We start from the raw sequence: 16452 nt of genomic DNA, 5'->3' as shown, positions 1-16452 counted from the left end.
CCGGCCCCGTCACATTTTTCTTGACGGGATCGCCCCCGCACGGGCAGTCGTTGACCCGTTGATACCGGCGGCCGAATGGCCGCGCTGACAATTCCGGATGTGAGACGGTTGGCTAAGAATTCGCAAGCAGCGCCTGGTACCCGCGTGACCCTTCCCAGGGCCCTCTCCAAGCTCGGCTACTGTTCCCGTACCCAGGCGGAAAAGCTTGTGGCCGGTGGCCATGTCACCGTCGGCGGCAGGCGCGTCACAGATCTTTCCGCCTGGGTCGACATCAGCACCGATCGCATCGCCGTCGACGGCAAGCCGGTCGGTGCTGAACGCCGCGTCTACCTGATGCTGAACAAGCCGCGCGGATTGGTGACGACGCGGGATGATCCCGAAGGCCGGCAGACGGTGTTTTCCTGCCTCGAGCATCTCGACATCCCGCATGTTTCCCCCGTCGGCCGCCTCGACAAGGCGAGCGAAGGCCTCCTGCTCTTCACCAACGACACCGTGCTCGCCCAGCGCCTGCTCGACCCGGAAAGCGACATCGCCAAGATCTATCACGTGCAGACGCGCGGCCGCCCCGGCGAAGCCGATCTGGCCCGCATGACCGCCGGCATCCTCGATGATGGAGAGCTGCTGAAGGCCGCCCGCGTCCGGATTCTCCGGGAAGCCGACAAGACCTGCTGGCTGGAATTCGAACTTCATGAGGGCAAGAACCGCGAGATCCGCCGCATGCTGGAGGCAACCGGCTTCGAGTGCCTGCGGCTGGTGCGGGTCGCCTTCGGTGAACTGCTGCTCGGCGACCTTGAGAAGGGCAGCACACGTTTCCTGACGGAGACCGAAGTTGCGGCGCTGAGGCGTCACGCCGGTCGCGCTTGAACGTCACGTGGAATGACTTTCGCGCGACATAGGTGAGCTGCTAGGCTCGAAAGATCGGTTGTCGATGACAGGAGCGGGATTTCACCCATGAGCAGGCTACACACGGAAAACCACCTTGTTTCGCGCATCGGCTGGCTGCGTGCCGCCGTTCTCGGTGCCAATGACGGAATCGTCTCGACAGCCAGCCTCGTCGTCGGCGTGGCCTCCGCCTCCGCAGGCAGCTCCGAGGTTCTGGTGGCGGGCATTGCCGGTCTCGTTGCCGGGGCAATGTCGATGGCGGCGGGTGAATATGTCTCCGTCAGCTCGCAATCCGACACCGAGCAGGCCGACCTGAGCCGGGAGCGCAAGGAACTTGAGACCCAGCCGGAATTCGAGCGGGAGGAGCTCGCCCAGATCTATGTCGCCCGCGGTGTCGATCCGGAGCTTGCACGACAGGTCGCCGACCAGTTGATGGCCAAGGACGCTCTGGCCGCCCATGCCCATGACGAACTCGGCATTTCCGAAATGACCACCGCCCGGCCGATCCAGGCAGCCCTGACATCGGCCGCGACCTTTGCCGTCGGCGCTGCCCTGCCATTGCTGATGGTCGTCGTTTCTCCGGCGAGCACCCTGGTCTGGACCGTCTCCGTCGCTTCGCTGCTGTTCCTCGCCCTCCTCGGTGCGGTCGGAGCCAAGGCCGGGGGCGCGAACATTGCGCGCGCCACGCTGCGCGTCACGTTCTGGGGAGCCTTCGCCATGGCGCTGACGGCCGGAATTGGCGCGGTCGTCGGAACCGCAGTCTAGCTCCGCAGACATTCGTTCACGCGAGAGTACCGGCGCCATCCAGGACGGCGCCGGCGCGGAGATCAGAGCCGAATTGACCTCAGGCCTTGGCAAAGGCCAGCAGGTCGGCGTTCAGCTGGTCCTTGTGGGTATCGGCAAGGCCATGCGGCGCGCCGGCATAGACCTTGAGCTCCGCATGCGGGATCAGCTGCTTCGAAGCCTTCCCGGCGGCGTCGATCGGCACAATCTGGTCGTCGTCGCCATGCACGATCAGAGTCGGCACGTCGAACTTCTTCAGATCCTCGGTAAAATCGGTCTGCGAGAAGGCGACGATCGAGTCATAAGTGTTCTTGTGACCCGCCATCATGCCCTGCAGCCAGAAATTGTCGATCATGCCCTGCGACGCCTTTGCGCCTGGACGGTTGAAACCGAAGAACGGACCGCTGGCGATATCCTTATAGAGCTGCGACCGGTCGGTGAGGCTCGCCGCCTGCAGGCCGTCGAAGACCTCCTTCGGCAGGCCGCCGGGGTTCTTTTCGGTCTTGACCATCAGCGGCGGCACCGCCGAGATGAGACCCGCCTTGGCAATCCGCGCGGTTCCATGCCGCCCGATATAGCGGGCGATTTCGCCGCCGCCGGTCGAAAAGCCCGCCAGGATGATATCCTTGAGGTCGAGGGCCTCGATCAGATCGGAGAGATCGTCGGCATAGTGGTCCATGTCATTGCCGTCCCAGGGCTGGCTGGATCGCCCGTGACCACGACGGTCGTGGGTGATGACGCGGAAGCCGTTCTGAGCTAGGTGAAAGGCCTGCGCTTCCCAGCTGTCGGAGCTGAGCGGCCAGCCGTGGCTGAGGATGACGGGCTGACCGGTCTTCGGACCCCAGTCCTTGTAGTAGATTTCGACGCCGTCGCGAGTCGTGATCGTGCTTGTCATTGTCTTCACTCCTGTTGAATTCAAGTTGGATTGGTTGATCTGGGCAGCCGTGGCGCGCCCTGTCGGACCGCCTGCCGCGATGAGGGCGGCGACCGCCCCGACGGCACCGGCGACAAGGAGATCGCGGCGGGAGGTCGGGAATTCGCCTGGTCTTGTTGTGGTCCCGTTTTTCATCATTGCCTGCTTTTCTGTCTGTTGATTGCCTGAGCGTTCCGGAGCGCTGGTTGATGTGATAATGGCGGGAGCATCGCCACACGAATGGCAAAATTGACAAGCATAAGGTCGGAAGTGACAAAGCGTTTGATCCACGACACGATGGAAATCGCCATCGCCAGCTATCCCGATGCCTGGCGAGCGGCGGTGTATGGCCTGACCGACATGTTTTCGGTGGCGGCGAAATACGAGCTTCAACAATCGGGGCCGGATGGCCGCCAGTTGCGGATCAGCCATCACGAATTGAATGCGTCAGGTTCGGTGTCGAAGGTCTATGATACGCATCCCGCCGAGCGGGAACGCGCGCTCGTGGCCGTGGTGTTGCCACCCGGCCTCGGTGACGACCTGCCGTTCGGCGAACGCATGGGCGCATTTCCCGAGTGGATCAGGAGCCATCACCAGGCGGGGGCAATCATCTGCTCGGCCTGCGGCGGTGCTTCGCTGCTCGCCCAGACCGGACTGCTCTCCGGCCGCGCGGCGACGACCCATTGGCTGCATGGCGACACGATCGCCAAGCGGCACCCGGACATTCGGATCGATACCGACAAGATGTTGCTCGACGAGGGCGACATCATCACCGCCGGTGGCATGATGGCTTGGACGGATCTGGGCTTGCGGCTGATCGACCGCCTCCTCGGCGCCGGCGTGATGCTGGCGACGGCCCGGTTCATGCTGATCGATCCCGGTGCCCGCGAGCAGAGCTTCTACGCCAAGTTCATCCCGCGTCTCGACCACGGCGATACCGTGATCCTCAACGTCCAGCACTGGCTGCACGGAACGGATTCGAGAGGTCTTAACCTGCAGATGATGGCGGAACGGGCCGGCCTCGGCGAGCGCACCTTCCTGAGGCGTTTCCAGAAGGCGACGGGCATCAATCCGACCGAATATTCGCAGCGACTGCGGGTCGCGAAATCGCGCGACCTGCTCGAGCAATCGAACCTGTCGATCGAGCAGATCGCCTGGGCGAGCGGCTACGAGGATGCCAATGCCTTCCGCAAGATCTTCCGCAAGATCGTCGGAGTTTCGCCCGGAGAATACCGCATGCGCTTCTCGATCGGCGGTGCGGCCGAAAGCGATGATCGCAAAGCGGCCGACAAAGCCGACGTTTGAGTGTCACGCGCCCGGGCGGGCGCAGCCTCAGGCGGCGCCGTCCTCCGTCTGCAATGCCGGCCAGTGCACCTGGTCGAGGCTCGACAGCATGCCGTTGGCGATTTCCCGCTCGCCCATGATCACCCGGTCTGCTCCTAGCTTTGTCAGGTGCTCCACTTCGGCATCGGTATGAGCGCGGGCGAGGATGAGGATCGCCGGATTGATCTCGCGCGCCCGCTGGATGACGTTTCCGGCTTCGAACGCGTTCGGGATGGCGACGGCTATGCTCTTGGCCGCGGCGATATTGGCAAGCTCGAGCACCTTGGCTGAAGTCGCATTGCCCATGATCACTTCGGTTTCCTGGCGCAACAGCTCTTCCAGCGGCCGGTCGGAATCCTCGATGACGAGGAACGGAACGCCGCTGGAGCGAAGATTGTCGACCACGATCTTGCCCACGCGGCCACAGCCGACGACGATCGCGTGCCCGGTCAGCGCGCTCGCCACCGACGCCGTGGCCTCGTTCTCCGGCGCCACGGTCGCGGCGATTGTCGGCTCCACCCCTTCGCCACTCACCGCGGAAACGGTCGTCGCTGCATCGACGCTCGCGACCTTTTCACCGCCCTTCGGCACAAGGCGCGCCTCGATACGCGGAATGATGCGATCGGCGAGGTAGAAGACCGCGGGGTTCAGGATGATAGAGATGATCGCGCCGGCGAGGATCAGGTCGCGGCCCTCCTCCGGCAGCAGCTTCAGGCCGACGCCCAGTTCGGCGAGGATGAAGGAGAATTCGCCAATCTGCGCGAGGCTCGCCGAGATTGTGAGCGCAGTGCCCGCCGGCATGCGGAAGGCCCGCACGATCAGGAAGGCGGCGAGCGACTTGCCGATAAGAATGATGAAGACGGTGGCGAAAACCTTGAACGGGTTGTCGACCAGAATATTGGGGTCGAACATCATGCCGACGGAGACGAAGAACAGCACGGCAAAGGCATCGCGCAGCGGGAGGCTTTCCTGGGCGGCCCGGTGCGACAGCTCGCTTTCCGACAGCACCATGCCGGCAAAGAAGGCGCCGAGAGCCAGCGACACGCCGAACAGCTGGGCCGAGCCGAAGGCAACCCCGAGCGCGACAGCCAGCACGCCGAGGCGAAACAGTTCGCGCGATCCGCTGTGCGCAATCACGTGAAGCATCCACGGGATCACCCGCCGCCCGATGACCAGCATCAGGCCAAGAAAGGCACCCACCTTAAGGAAGGTGAGCGCAAGCACCCAGCCGAGATTGAGCTCAATGTCGAAAAGATCGGCAACGGCAGCCGACAGGGCATCGGCATGAATGCCCGTCTCACCTGAATTGGCAAAGGCCGGAATGAGGACCAGAGCCAGCACCATGGCGAGGTCTTCGACGATCAGCCACCCCACCGCGATCTTGCCCCGTTCCGTCTCGACGAGACGCCGCTCCTGCAACGCCTTGAGCAGCACCACGGTGGAGGCGACCGACAGCGCGAGACCAAAGACGAGACCACCACCCATCGGCCAGCCCAGGAGCCAACCCATGCCCCAGCCGAGCAGCGTGGCGAAGCCGATCTGCACGATTGCGCCGGGGACGGCCACGCCACGCACCGAGAGCAGGTCCTTGAGCGAGAAATGCAGACCGACCCCGAACATCAGCAGGATGACGCCGATCTCGGCAAGCTCCGGCGCCAGATGCTGGTCGGCGACATAGCCCGGCGTGTGCGGTCCGACGAGGATGCCGGCAAACAGATAGCCGACCAGCGGCGGCAGCTTGAGGCGGTGGGCGACGTAACCGAATGCGAATGCAAGCACGAGACCGCCGACAATCGTGGAAATCAGGGGCGTATCGTGCAGCATCGAACCTCACTGGAAATGTTACATGGAAAGTGCCATATATGGTTTAATTCAACCAATATGGGCAGTATAGAACCATGGGTCAAGGTTCGCCGTCACCGATTTTGACGCCTTCACTCTGCCGCGCGGCACGCGGAATGCTCGACTGGACACAGAATGAGCTTGCCGAGCGCTCGTCGGTCTCGCGTAGCACCATACGTGACTACGAGGGCGCACGCCACGAACTGCATCGTGCGACGGCTGCCCAACTCATCCAGGCACTCGAAGCCGGTGGCGTGATTTTTCTTGAAATCGAGGGCCTTGGCGTCGCCCTGGCCGAACGTCGCTGACCACCGCGCAGCCCTGAACCCGATCGCCGCCGGCTTATCGTGCGGAAAGGTCGCGGAGTTCGCGCGGCAGCCGGTTCATCGCTTCGACCCCGGTCTCGGTCACGAGAAATTGATCCTCGATCATCAAAGCACCGAGCCCTTCGGCATAAAAGGGCGCCTCCAGCGCCACGACCATGTTCGGCTGTAGGATCTCGCCGCTGTTCGCAGAAAAGAACGGCCACTCCTCGATGCCGACACCGCCTCCGACGGAATGGCCGAAATGGCCGCGGTGGTATTCGGTGAAACCATCCCTGCGCATCGAGGAGAGCATCGCCGCATGGACGGCGCCGAAGCTGTTGCCCGGCCGGAGCTCGGCGAGCCCGGCGGCGAAAGCATGCTCGAGAGCGGCGAAGATCCGCTGGGCAAGCGGAGCGGGCGACCCGAAGGAAAAGGTCCGGGCACCGTCCGAGGAGTAGCCGTCGACCAGCGTGCCGACATCGGCCTTGATGATGGCGCCCGGCACGACCCGCGCGTTCATGTCGGAAAGATCGGATCCGACGGAAATGTAATCCCAATGGCCGCTCAGGGAAAAACCGCCGGCGGAAGCCGCCGCCTGCGCACCGGCCTTCCACGCGCTGGAAAGAACAGCAAGCGGCACGCCCGGCGCGACCGCCTCCGCCATCCGGACGAGGCCGCCTTCGGCAGCCAGCGATGCGTGTCTCAAAAGTTCGATTTCCCGTGGCGATTTCACTGCCCGGAGACGCTTCAGCACGATCGAACCATCGACGAAGGTGACACGCGGCAAGGCAAGTTTCAGGGCTTCGAAATCGGCTGCCGGCACGAATTCGAGATCGACACCGATCGTCCCCGCCGCCAGCCCCTTTGCTTCAAGGATCTCACCGAGCAGGGCGAAACAGGCCTCCCGGTCGAAGGTCTCCGGTCGCGGCCCGGCGCGTCCCTGAGACCGGTAGGCGACATCGACCGCTTCCCCGCTCGCGTCGGCATTGTCGGCGAGGACCGCGAGATCCACCGTGTCGATCCAGATACGATGGGTCCGAAGGTCGACCTCGGGGGCCGCCTTGCGGATCTGCCCCGCGGCATGGTCGCTGGCCACGGCGCCGATCCGCATGGCCGCGTCGGCCGGCACCACGGCAATCGCCGCCCCGGCCCGGCCCCACATCATGGCAACCCCGGCCGGCGCCCCGACCACATAGCGAAACGCCTCCGGCTGGAAGATGGCAAGAGCGTCCAACCCGGCCTCGGCCATCAGGCGCTCGGCACGCCGGCGATCGATGTCACTCACAAGCACCTCCACGAACGGCCGCACCTCAGGGGGCCAGCGGCTTCATTGTTCGGCCAGAACACATATCCCCGGATGGCGACGCTGCAAAGCGCAGACCGCCGCATCCCCACGGGGGATTGGCCCCGATCGCACTCAGACGCCGCTCGCCTTGCCGTCGTCGGCCTTCTCCTCGATGTGGTCGAGGACTTGATCCGGTACGACCTCTCGCGTCAACTCCTCGATCTCCCCGTCAGCCTCGGTCGGAATTTGAAGATGCTTTGCGATAGCGGAAACCATGGCGATCAGTTGTGTTGCCTCGTGTTCGGCAAGGAGTGAAATCTGCAGATTCAAGTCAGCTCTCTTGTCGGCTGCCGCCGACATCCGGTTCTGGCTGATCAGGACGAAGGTGGAGAGGAAGATCGCTTCTACCGAAGCGAACATCGCCAAGACGACAAGAGAGGGATCGAACGGCGGAAGCACCGGAAGGAAACCCAAATTGACGGTGATCCACAGTCCGAAGAAGAGGATGTGAAGGTACACGAAGAGCATTGAACCGACGAAGCGCGTGATCGCAGCGGCGACTTTCTCCTCGCGCGACGCCTCTTCTCGTTCCCTCACCCGCCGGTCGAGCAGCGCTTCGATATTGCGATCAAGCTTGCCGGCAATCGCCGGCCGTCTCTCCGTCTGTTCCATTTCGGGCTCCTTTGCCCGGCAACCCCGTTCATCCAAAAAGGTTCCTTCGCTTGCGTTGCCCGCCTCCGATTGCCATCTCTTGATCATGTTTGTTCGATAGTTCGTCGTGGCCAGGCCTCAACGGCCTTTGACCGCTCGTTTACGAATTGTCGTGAGGATGGGACGCATCCATCCGGTACGGCCGGCGCGGCGGGGAAAGTTGCATGAGACATTATCTGGGCGGGCTCGCCGCCCGAACGCGAAGCGAGGCGAGAGATCGCCATCTGGCCTTCTATTTGACCTTCGTCGCAGGCGCCATCAACGCAGGCGGCTTCATGGCCGTGCACCAATACACATCTCACATGTCGGGCATCGTTTCCGCCATTGCCGACAATCTCGTTCTCGGCAACAGTCTGCTCGTCTTCGTCGGGTTCTCCTCTCTCCTGTCCTTCGTCGCCGGTGCTGCGGCTTCGGCGGTGCTGATCAACTGGGCCCGCCGTCGGAACCTTGAATCGGAATACGCCCTGCCGCTCGCAGTCGAAGCCGTGCTGCTCCTCGTCTTCGGCCTGTCCGGTCTCTTCCTGCGGGCAGGTCTGCCGTCGACGATCCTGCTGACAATCGGCCTGCTCTGCTTCATCATGGGGCTGCAGAACGCCATCATCACCAAGCTCTCCGGCGCGCGCATCCGCACCACCCACGTGACGGGGCTCGTGACCGACGCAGGGATTGAGATCGGCAAGCTATTCTACTGCAACAGCTCCGACCACGCGGATCTGCCTCCCGTCGTCGCCGACCGCGCGAAGCTTGTCCTGCTGCTCTCCCTGATCGGCCTCTTCTTCTTGGGCGGCATCATCGGCGCCCTGCTGTTCAGCCGCATCGGCCTGCCCGCCGCCGCCCTCTTCGCCATCCCCCTCGGCCTCTTCTCGTCCTTCCCGCTTGTCGCAGACCTGCGCGCCACCCGCCCGTCGAAAGGTTAGGAACGGAACAATGCCCCCGCCTTCGGCAGATGGGGTCTTTGGCCATCGAATTGTGCGGTTGCGAACGCGGCGAGGAAAGTGCTAGGCGACGTACGCGACTTGGACACGTGAAGATCGAAAGGCCGCCGGGGCGACTGGATCTCGGGCAGGGTGAGCGATGAAAACCGGTATCAATGCGATTGGCCTTCGATTGGCGAGCAACGAGCGCCTCGAAGCCTGGATCTTTCCCATCCTCTGGGCCCTGCTTGCCTCCGCAATGCTCGTCGAAAGCGATGTATACCGTTACGTCACGATAGCCCTGGTCATCTTTGCCTTCTGGCGCCACCCTTCCGAGGTGCGGCGCGTTTCACGCGACTGGCTTGCTGTGCTCTGCTATGTCTGGAGCGCCTATGTCCTCGTGCGCTTCACGATCGGAATCGCTGTTTACGGAGAGAAAGGCTCCTCGGAATGGCTGTATGCGTTCCCAGCCTTCTTCCCCCTGGTCGGGGCCGCGCTGTACGCGACGCGCCGATATCTGTTCACGGCGGCCACGGTGTTGGTTCTCGCAGGCCTAGTCGGGCTACTCGCCACGATGGACTTTCGGGCGGTCATCGAAGGTAACCTGGCGCCGCCACTGTTTCACAAGAACCCCATTCACGCCGGTGTCGGAAGTTCCATGCTCTTCATCACCGCGTTGTTCTGGTTGCTTTATGCCGGAGAAACAGGCCGGTTGTCCGGTCGGGGAAAGTGGCGGTATCTGATCCCGGCCTGCGCAACGATGGCACTTGGTCTCCTCGGCGCGCTCGGCGCGCAATCGAAGGGAGCATGGCTGGCGCTCGCCGCAACGCTCGTCCTTATGGGTCTGTTGGCTTTGTTCCACATTGCAGGCAAAGGGCGAATCTACCTTTTTGGCGGCCTCATTGTCGTCGGCGTATCGGCTGCCGTCGTCGCATCGCCCTATGTGCTCAAGGTTGCGGGCTCGACGGTCGATGCGGCAATCGAGCTGACTGACGGGGCGCTGCTCACGGATGGCCCAGTCAGAGCCATGCGATCTGCGATCGAGAAGCCCTCCACACCCGAGGCGATGCGCGAGCGCCTGATGCTGTGGTCGGATGCCCTTGAGCTCATCCAAGCATCCCCCCTGGCCGGCTGGGGAAATCTGTGGCTGCGTGAGTGGCGGCAGACCACCTATTCAAGTGTCGGTTTCACGCTGATCCACAACGGCTATCTGGAAATCATGGTGAGACATGGATTCCTGGGGCTTACGATCCTTGCCGTTTTCGCATTTGCATCAGCCTGGCGAATCAATCGCGCCCACCGCGAAGGACTCATCTCCATGAGCCTTGCTCTTTATCTGTTCAGCATCAGCTTCTTCTTTTTCGCGACGATCGCGACGAACTCCAACAACCGTCTGGCGATCGGCGAAAGCTTCTTCATTTTCGCAGCCGCCGCTGTCTTCGCCCTCACGCTTGTCCGGAAAGCTTCGCTTGCCGCAGGAGACAAGCCACGGATCTGAACGGCAGCGCCGATCGGTCTCGGACCCAAGCCGGCCGAGCGGGGCAGGGTCGGCGACCCACGATTGCCCTGGCTCCCATTTGAGTTACCGGAAACGGCGTCGCGAGCGGGGTTATCGGATGATGACCGGAACACACTGTTCTGATGACATTAGATCGTGCCGCCGCTGCCGTGCATCGATTCGTTCTGGAGTTCAGCCTTACGCAACGCGATGAAATCCACGATTTCGGCGCTCGGCTGGTAACCACTCACCAGAACAGAAAGAAGCTCCTTGGTTTCCTGAACCTTCCCGGCATTCATGTATCCGACGAGGCGCGCAATATGCTCTTCCAACGTCTGTAGCGGAAGAAAATCGTCCTTGGCCCGCATGATCAGCGGATGCTGGCTGGGAGAAGGATTGTCGCCCATCAGAAGCTCTTCATAGAGCTTTTCGGCCGGGCGCAAGCCGGTCATGATCAACTCTATATCGCCGTTGGGGTTGGATTCGTCCTTTACGGTCAACCCTGACAGTTCGACCATGCGCTTTGCGAGGTCGATGATCTTGACGGGTTCACCCATATCAAGAACGAAAACATCGCCCCCATTTGCCATCGCACCCGCCTGGATGACCAGTTGCGACGCCTCCGGGATGGTCATGAAGAAGCGCGTTATTTCAGGGTGCGTCAGCGTGATCGGACCACCTTCACGTATCTGCTGGCGAAACAGCGGCACCACCGAACCCGACGAGCCAAGGACATTGCCGAAACGTACCATGGAGAAGACGGGCGCTTCGCACGTCTCCGACAAGGCCTGAAGGACCATCTCGGCCAGTCGCTTGCTTGCTCCCATCACATTCGTCGGCCTTACCGCCTTGTCCGTGCTGACAAGGACGAAGCTCTTCACCTTGTGGTCGATCGCGGCCTTGGCAACGATCTCCGTGCCGAGCAGGTTGTTGCGAATGCCCTCAATGAGATTGTGTTCCACAAGCGGAACATGCTTGTAAGCAGCCGCGTGATAGATGGTGTCAACGGACCAGCTCTTCAGTATCTCGCGGATACGCCGGTCGTCGCGCACCGACGCGAGAAGCGGCGTCACGAGATTGATGCATTGCGGAAAGTGCCTGCACAGTTCGCTGTGAATGGCGTAGAGGCCATATTCGTTCTGCTCCACCAGCAGGAGGTGCTTCGGACCGATCGTCAGGATTTGCCGACACAATTCGCTGCCGATCGACCCACCGGCCCCTGTGACCAGAACGGTTTTGTCTTTGATGTTTCGGCGCAGAAGAGCCTGATCGGGGTCTACCGGCTCACGACCAAGAAGGTCGTTGACGTCGAGCTCCTGAAAAGCGGCAGAATCAACCCTTCCCTGTGCAATCTGGCTGACGTTCGGCGCAGTTCGCACAGCTACTCGTTTGCCGCGGAGGCTCTCGATGATCTCCTTGCGCCGGGACGCCTTCAAGGTCGGCAGGGCAAGCAACACGGTGCGCACGTTGTGTTTGGCGACGAGTGCACTCAACTCTTGGGGATCATGGACTTTAACCCCATTGATGACCGAATGGTGAAGGCTCCTGTCATCATCGAGAAATCCGACGACACGTTGGTCGCCGGAATTAGCAAGGGCGCTTGTCAATTGCCGCCCGATCGAGCCCGCCCCGTAGATCAGGACATTCGATTGCTCATTGCCCCTGAGCACCCTCTGGTAAGCTTCGCCAAACAAACGACGGACGACCAAGCGGCTCAGTCCGACGGCGATCAGAAGCAACAAAGGCTGCAGAATCCCCACCGTTCGCGGGATTCCCGGAACGCTGATTGACGTGAAGATTGTCATGTAGATAAGGCCATAAAGCCCGACCGCCTTGACGATTGAAAAGAAGGCTTCCCAGCCGATAAAGCGGAAAACGGCGCGATAAAGGCCAAAGCGAATGAAGATCGGTATGGCGATGGCGATCGATGCAGGGATCGTGACGTACTGAACGCCTGACAACGCGACCCAACCATCAAGCCGCAGACAGAAGGCAAGCCACACCGTAAGAGTGCACAACACCATGTCCACGCCAAGCGCAATGATACGCTTGACGATCCGCGGTATGCTCAGAATTCGAGATATTATTTCCTCAGTCATCGTGCTGGCTTCGACATTCAATACACCAATACAAACTGCGAGTTCCGACGCGCCCGACCGTTTCGGTTACCCCTTACACTGCGAGCCGGGCATTGCAAGGCCCGTCCCGTGACAACGCAGTTGACGCTCATGGCACCTGGATCGACGCCGGCTCGATATACCGGGAGATGTCGACACAAGAGGCCAAGCCTCGTGTAACCGTAGGAACCTGACTGGCGAAAGCGTTCGATTCATGACGTGATCGCTTTCCGCCGTGCAGAGGGTTTCAATGCAAATGGATTCATCCGCACAAGGCTTTAGCGAGTGAGTTTCAGGAACTCCGCCCGCAGTCGTTCACGATGGCCCGCCCGGGCCTACCAATCGGGTCAACGTTTCCGTACGGCGCTCCAATCCCGAAAAATCAACTAGAAGCTGTTTCTGTAGACTTCAAACTCCGTCGCCTGTTCCAGAGCGGCGGCAATTTCGCCCGTCCTGATTTCGGGAAGCAGCGCCTTCATTTCCGGTCGTTTCATCATCGCCAGAAGCTGCCGACTGAGAGACGGCTCACTCGGATGGAACGCGTCGATGAACTCGGCTGCACGGCCATCATAGGATCCTATGTCCGTAAAATCGAATGTGATCACGCCTAGGCTTTCCAGCGACGACCGGAACTCGGCGGACCGGAAAAGCCGCCAAAGCCCGTGGTCGGCAGATCTTTCGATCGCATCCACGACGACGGGATTGTAGGAGGTCGTCACGCCGACGAGCGCAATCCCTCTTTTCCTGGCAGCATTCACAAGCTCGCGAAAAGCCGAAAGTTCCGCGGCGTCCGGCTTGGCGGACTTGATGAAAGGCGCGACGCCCTTTTCGATTCTCTGTAGTGCATCATCCGGCGTTGCTGCGCCCGCTTTCATGCCGCGATAGATGGTTCCGTACTGATAAGATCCATCCAGCCGAAAACCGACACCGTTCTGGGCCGACAGGCCAACTGCCCATTGCGAATAGTTCGGCTCTTTCGGCCAAACCGACAGCCGCGCAGATCCATTCACGTAAGACCGCGCCAACTGCGTCAGGATATAGGCCGCTTCATGGGGATATTCGATGTCTCCTTTGGCCATCCTGTCGGATTCAGGAGACCACGAGTCACTGAACATGAAGTAGTCGAGCGAGAAGATGATGACCTTCGGATCGTATTCCAGTTTCGCGAGAAACTGCGCAATATCGCCTAGGCGCGCAGCGGTGTTTCCAGCGTTATAGAACGTGTATGGCGCGAATTGTTTGCTGCGCCATTGATTCGTACGTGAACTGCCGAGAACAACGACCTCGGCCTTGCGCATGTTGGCGGATGTAACCTTCAGTCCGAAATTGTGGTCGGAATATTTCTGGAGAAACAGCAGCGGCACTCCACGGGATTGAGCCCAGGCGACGACGGAAACCGGCACCAGTTCTCCGCTCAGCAGAAAGGGAACTGCCAGCACAGGCAGAATGAGGAACGGGAGGAGAAACGTCCGAACGCGCGCAAAGAAATCTGATGCTCCGGGACCGGCAGAAACCAAGGTTTCAGAACTTGAAGTAGATGAATTGCTGCGCATAGGAACTTCCTTCGGACAGGTGCACCACGGTCGCGCCGAGAATAATCGCGATTGCTGCGTAATATGTGGCCCACCTGAGGCTCGCCGACATGGCGTAGATTGACAGTCTCTTGTAGGTAAACACGTCGCAAGCCAGCGACGCCGATATCGTCAGGAGAGGTAAACCAAGCGGAAGCGTTCTTTGACCCGAACTGAAATCGAGGACCCGCTCATAGATGCTGATCGCGTCACTCATGCTGGCAGCACGGAACAGCACCAAGGTACTGCAAACGATCAGGAACGTGATCATTGTCCGGCCAAGCACGAGTATTTGGTCTGGAATATGGTATTTCGCCCAGAAGCGATTGCGCGCTTCAAGGCTCAGCGACGACGACACGACCAGCGTCCCGTGAATCAAGCCGAAAATGAGGAACTGAACGCCGCCTCCGTGCCACAGACCGACCAACGTGAACGAGGTCAACAGGGCAATCGCCATTCCCACGCGGCCACGCTTGCGAAACCGAAAATGTATCGGCGTGAATACGTAGTCCCTGAACCAGCTGGAAAGACTGATGTGCCAGCGGCGCCAGAACTCCGCCACGGTGGTGCTGAGGTAAGGTTGCCGGAAGTTCGGGATTAGATCGATGCCGAGCAATCGGGCGCTTCCGATGGCAATCAGTGAGTAACCAGCAAAATCCGCATATACCTGAAAAGCGAAATAGACCGTGGCAAGAAACAGGTCCGCCGCACTATGGGTCTGATGGCTCGCATAGACGCGATCGACGTACGGGGCAAGCGTGTCGGCAATCACCACCTTGTAGAAGTACCCGAGCAGGATGAGCTGCATTGCGCTGACCGTTCGACGGTAATCGAAACTTCCAACGCGGCTCATCTGAGGGATCAGGTGTTCAGCCCGCTCGATCGGGCCAACGGAAAAATTCGGGAAGAAGAGGATAAAATTGAAGAATGTCAGCAACCTGCGTTCCGCTTCGATCTTCTCGACATAGACGTCGATCAGGTAGCCTGCGGCGGTAAATGTGTAGAACGAAATACCGATAGGAAGGATCAGATCGAAGCCGATGCCGAGTTCAACGGCAAAATGCATCGAGGGCAGATACTTGTAGAAGGCAAGCGGGAAGAAAAGCACGCCGAGCAACGCGACAAATCCCATGTCGCGAAACCGGCCGTCTTCAATGCGGGAGAGGGCAAGACCGCCAAGATACGCGCATCCGGCCACGAAGAACGGAATGTACCACCGGGCTTCAAGGAGCAGGAGAAAAAAGCAACTGAATGCGAGCAGGCAGAGTTCACGCCTGCGGCCCGCAGCCACGAGCGCCAGACACAACGTGGCGGCCGCTATGAAGAGGAGGTAGCGGGGATCACTCAGCGCCATCGGAAACTGTTACCGTGCAACGCCTTACGCCGGCCGTGCGATAAACACGCAGGATACCGTCATCTTCTTCTTGAGCGACATCTCGAGCGTCTGATTGGTTGCCGGCAGATAGGCGCAGCTTTCGATCCTGAACCCCGCGCTTTCAACGAACGCCTTCAATGCATCAGGACTGTCGGCATTGAACAGGTGGTCGGGCGCAGGACTGTTGATCGGCATGTTGAGAAACAGCCTGCCCTCCTCCGAAAGCAGTGGCTGGATCACACGCAACGCATCGAGGGGCTTCTCCATGTGCTCCAGAACTTCGCTGAAGACGACACTGTCGAACTTCGCCTGCGGGGCATCGAAGAAGTCCTGCAACTCGAGACTTGGCAGCGCCTCGAGCCCCAGCTTGGCGAGCGCTTCGCGAGTAAGTTCAATTGACGCCTCGGAGATATCCCAACCGGTTACGGCACCGGCTCGCTTGTCCGCCGCGGCGAAATAAAGGAAGAGGCCGTGGCCCGGGCCGATTTCGAGGTGCCTGTATCCTTCCGGATTACGCGCCAAAAACTCCGTGCGGTAATAATCCATGACCCCGGTGTGATTCGACCACCACAACTGGGTCATCAGCAGCCCGTTCATGTAGCGGGTCATGTATTCCTTGTTACTGTAGACAAGTTCATACGCTTCCGCGAACGTGCTCAGTCGATATCGGCCGTTCCGACGAAAGAAAAGCTCCTCGTCCAGCTGCTCCCTGCAGAGCCACGCATAGTCGGCAGCGTAGGTCGACAACTCCGCTCCGGTCAGCTTGATGACATGGCCAGCGAGATCGTTCAGCGTCTCCAGGTCGTCGCTGCTCACGGCCTTAAGCCTGCGGTCCAAAAACTTCTCATGGTCCGGAAACGCATCAAGTTGAATTTTCAGGACCTTATTCAGGTAGTCGTACTTATCAGAAAACACTGCGCAACGCCCCTTCTT

The 16452-nt window shown here is 60.7% G+C and carries 14 protein-coding genes; 6 read left to right on the top strand and 8 right to left on the bottom strand.

Annotation, left to right across the window (positions count from 1 at the left end; translation table 11 throughout):
• Positions 1 to 75 precede the first annotated feature (75 nt).
• Both ACX93L_RS17750 and ACX93L_RS17745 read left to right on the top strand, forming a co-directional pair.
• Entirely contained in the window at positions 76 to 864 is a 789-nt protein-coding gene (locus tag ACX93L_RS17750; RefSeq protein WP_459406044.1) for a pseudouridine synthase, read from the top strand.
• Positions 865 to 951: 87 nt separating this feature from the next.
• A complete protein-coding gene (locus ACX93L_RS17745; protein WP_459406043.1) occupies positions 952 to 1647 on the top strand; it encodes a VIT1/CCC1 transporter family protein in 696 nt (231 codons plus the stop codon).
• Positions 1648 to 1726: 79 nt separating this feature from the next.
• On the opposite strand, the gene ACX93L_RS17740 is transcribed toward ACX93L_RS17745, so the two are convergent.
• Positions 1727 to 2560: an alpha/beta fold hydrolase gene (locus ACX93L_RS17740; protein WP_459406042.1), complete on the bottom strand. Its 834-nt coding sequence runs from the start codon at positions 2558 to 2560 to the stop codon at positions 1727 to 1729.
• 288 nt (positions 2561 to 2848) lie between these two features.
• Here ACX93L_RS17740 and ACX93L_RS17735 point away from each other — a divergent pair, with 288 nt between their 5' ends.
• The gene (locus ACX93L_RS17735) at positions 2849 to 3883 is read left to right on the top strand and encodes a GlxA family transcriptional regulator (RefSeq protein WP_459406041.1); all 1035 of its coding nucleotides are present in this window, start codon (positions 2849 to 2851) and stop codon (positions 3881 to 3883) included.
• A gap of 27 nt (positions 3884 to 3910) precedes the next feature.
• Here the strand turns inward: ACX93L_RS17735 and ACX93L_RS17730 are convergent, their stop codons facing one another.
• A complete protein-coding gene (locus tag ACX93L_RS17730; protein ID WP_459406040.1) occupies positions 3911 to 5725 on the bottom strand; it encodes a cation:proton antiporter domain-containing protein in 1815 nt (604 codons plus the stop codon).
• Between the two features lie 74 nt (positions 5726 to 5799).
• Here ACX93L_RS17730 and ACX93L_RS17725 point away from each other — a divergent pair, with 74 nt between their 5' ends.
• Positions 5800 to 6051 (top strand): helix-turn-helix transcriptional regulator, encoded by a 252-nt coding sequence (locus tag ACX93L_RS17725; protein WP_459406039.1) that lies wholly within the window; start codon positions 5800 to 5802, stop codon positions 6049 to 6051.
• Between the two features lie 34 nt (positions 6052 to 6085).
• Here ACX93L_RS17725 and ACX93L_RS17720 read toward each other — a convergent pair whose 3' ends face one another.
• Positions 6086 to 7333 carry a M24 family metallopeptidase gene (locus tag ACX93L_RS17720; RefSeq protein ID WP_459406038.1) on the bottom strand — a complete coding sequence of 416 codons (1248 nt, stop codon included), beginning with the start codon at positions 7331 to 7333 and terminating at the stop codon, positions 6086 to 6088.
• Positions 7334 to 7465: 132 nt separating this feature from the next.
• The gene (locus ACX93L_RS17715) at positions 7466 to 8005 is read right to left on the bottom strand and encodes a DUF1003 domain-containing protein (RefSeq protein WP_459406254.1); all 540 of its coding nucleotides are present in this window, start codon (positions 8003 to 8005) and stop codon (positions 7466 to 7468) included.
• A gap of 203 nt (positions 8006 to 8208) precedes the next feature.
• Here ACX93L_RS17715 and ACX93L_RS17710 point away from each other — a divergent pair, with 203 nt between their 5' ends.
• Entirely contained in the window at positions 8209 to 8961 is a 753-nt protein-coding gene (locus tag ACX93L_RS17710) for a YoaK family protein (RefSeq protein WP_459406037.1), read from the top strand.
• 157 nt (positions 8962 to 9118) lie between these two features.
• Positions 9119 to 10456, top strand: coding sequence for an O-antigen ligase family protein (locus ACX93L_RS17705; RefSeq protein WP_459406036.1), 1338 nt, complete (start codon positions 9119 to 9121; stop codon positions 10454 to 10456).
• Between the two features lie 149 nt (positions 10457 to 10605).
• On the opposite strand, the gene ACX93L_RS17700 is transcribed toward ACX93L_RS17705, so the two are convergent.
• From ACX93L_RS17700 to ACX93L_RS17685, 4 genes are all read right to left on the bottom strand, one after another.
• The gene (locus ACX93L_RS17700) at positions 10606 to 12555 is read right to left on the bottom strand and encodes a polysaccharide biosynthesis protein (protein ID WP_459406035.1); all 1950 of its coding nucleotides are present in this window, start codon (positions 12553 to 12555) and stop codon (positions 10606 to 10608) included.
• A gap of 404 nt (positions 12556 to 12959) precedes the next feature.
• Positions 12960 to 14126 carry a hypothetical protein gene (locus ACX93L_RS17695; protein WP_459406034.1) on the bottom strand — a complete coding sequence of 389 codons (1167 nt, stop codon included), beginning with the start codon at positions 14124 to 14126 and terminating at the stop codon, positions 12960 to 12962.
• On the bottom strand, positions 14095 to 15498 hold the full coding sequence (locus ACX93L_RS17690; protein WP_459406033.1) for an MBOAT family O-acyltransferase: 1404 nt from the start codon (positions 15496 to 15498) through the stop codon (positions 14095 to 14097). The genes ACX93L_RS17695 and ACX93L_RS17690 overlap by 32 nt, the downstream gene beginning before the upstream one ends.
• 24 nt (positions 15499 to 15522) lie before the next feature.
• The gene (locus tag ACX93L_RS17685) at positions 15523 to 16434 is read right to left on the bottom strand and encodes a class I SAM-dependent methyltransferase (RefSeq protein WP_459406032.1); all 912 of its coding nucleotides are present in this window, start codon (positions 16432 to 16434) and stop codon (positions 15523 to 15525) included.
• Positions 16435 to 16452 lie beyond the last annotated feature (18 nt).

The sequence above is a fragment of the Rhizobium sp. CAU 1783 genome (assembly GCF_054551725.1).
This window is presented reverse-complemented; position numbering and strand designations above follow the sequence as displayed.

Excerpts from the sequence above, each read along its gene's own strand:
- ACX93L_RS17695 (WP_459406034.1), bottom strand. The coding sequence starts at position 14,126 with ATGCGCAGCAATTCATCTACTTCAAGTTCTGAAACCTTGGTTTCTGCC.
- ACX93L_RS17700 (WP_459406035.1), bottom strand. The coding sequence starts at position 12,555 with ATGACTGAGGAAATAATATCTCGAATTCTGAGCATACCGCGGATCGTC.
- ACX93L_RS17745 (WP_459406043.1), top strand. The coding sequence starts at position 952 with ATGAGCAGGCTACACACGGAAAACCACCTTGTTTCGCGCATCGGCTGG.
- ACX93L_RS17740 (WP_459406042.1), bottom strand. The coding sequence starts at position 2,560 with ATGACAAGCACGATCACGACTCGCGACGGCGTCGAAATCTACTACAAG.
- ACX93L_RS17730 (WP_459406040.1), bottom strand. The coding sequence starts at position 5,725 with ATGCTGCACGATACGCCCCTGATTTCCACGATTGTCGGCGGTCTCGTG.
- ACX93L_RS17725 (WP_459406039.1), top strand. The coding sequence starts at position 5,800 with ATGGGTCAAGGTTCGCCGTCACCGATTTTGACGCCTTCACTCTGCCGC.
- ACX93L_RS17750 (WP_459406044.1), top strand. The coding sequence starts at position 76 with ATGGCCGCGCTGACAATTCCGGATGTGAGACGGTTGGCTAAGAATTCG.
- ACX93L_RS17710 (WP_459406037.1), top strand. The coding sequence starts at position 8,209 with ATGAGACATTATCTGGGCGGGCTCGCCGCCCGAACGCGAAGCGAGGCG.
- ACX93L_RS17705 (WP_459406036.1), top strand. The coding sequence starts at position 9,119 with ATGAAAACCGGTATCAATGCGATTGGCCTTCGATTGGCGAGCAACGAG.
- ACX93L_RS17715 (WP_459406254.1), bottom strand. The coding sequence starts at position 8,005 with ATGGAACAGACGGAGAGACGGCCGGCGATTGCCGGCAAGCTTGATCGC.
- ACX93L_RS17690 (WP_459406033.1), bottom strand. The coding sequence starts at position 15,498 with ATGGCGCTGAGTGATCCCCGCTACCTCCTCTTCATAGCGGCCGCCACG.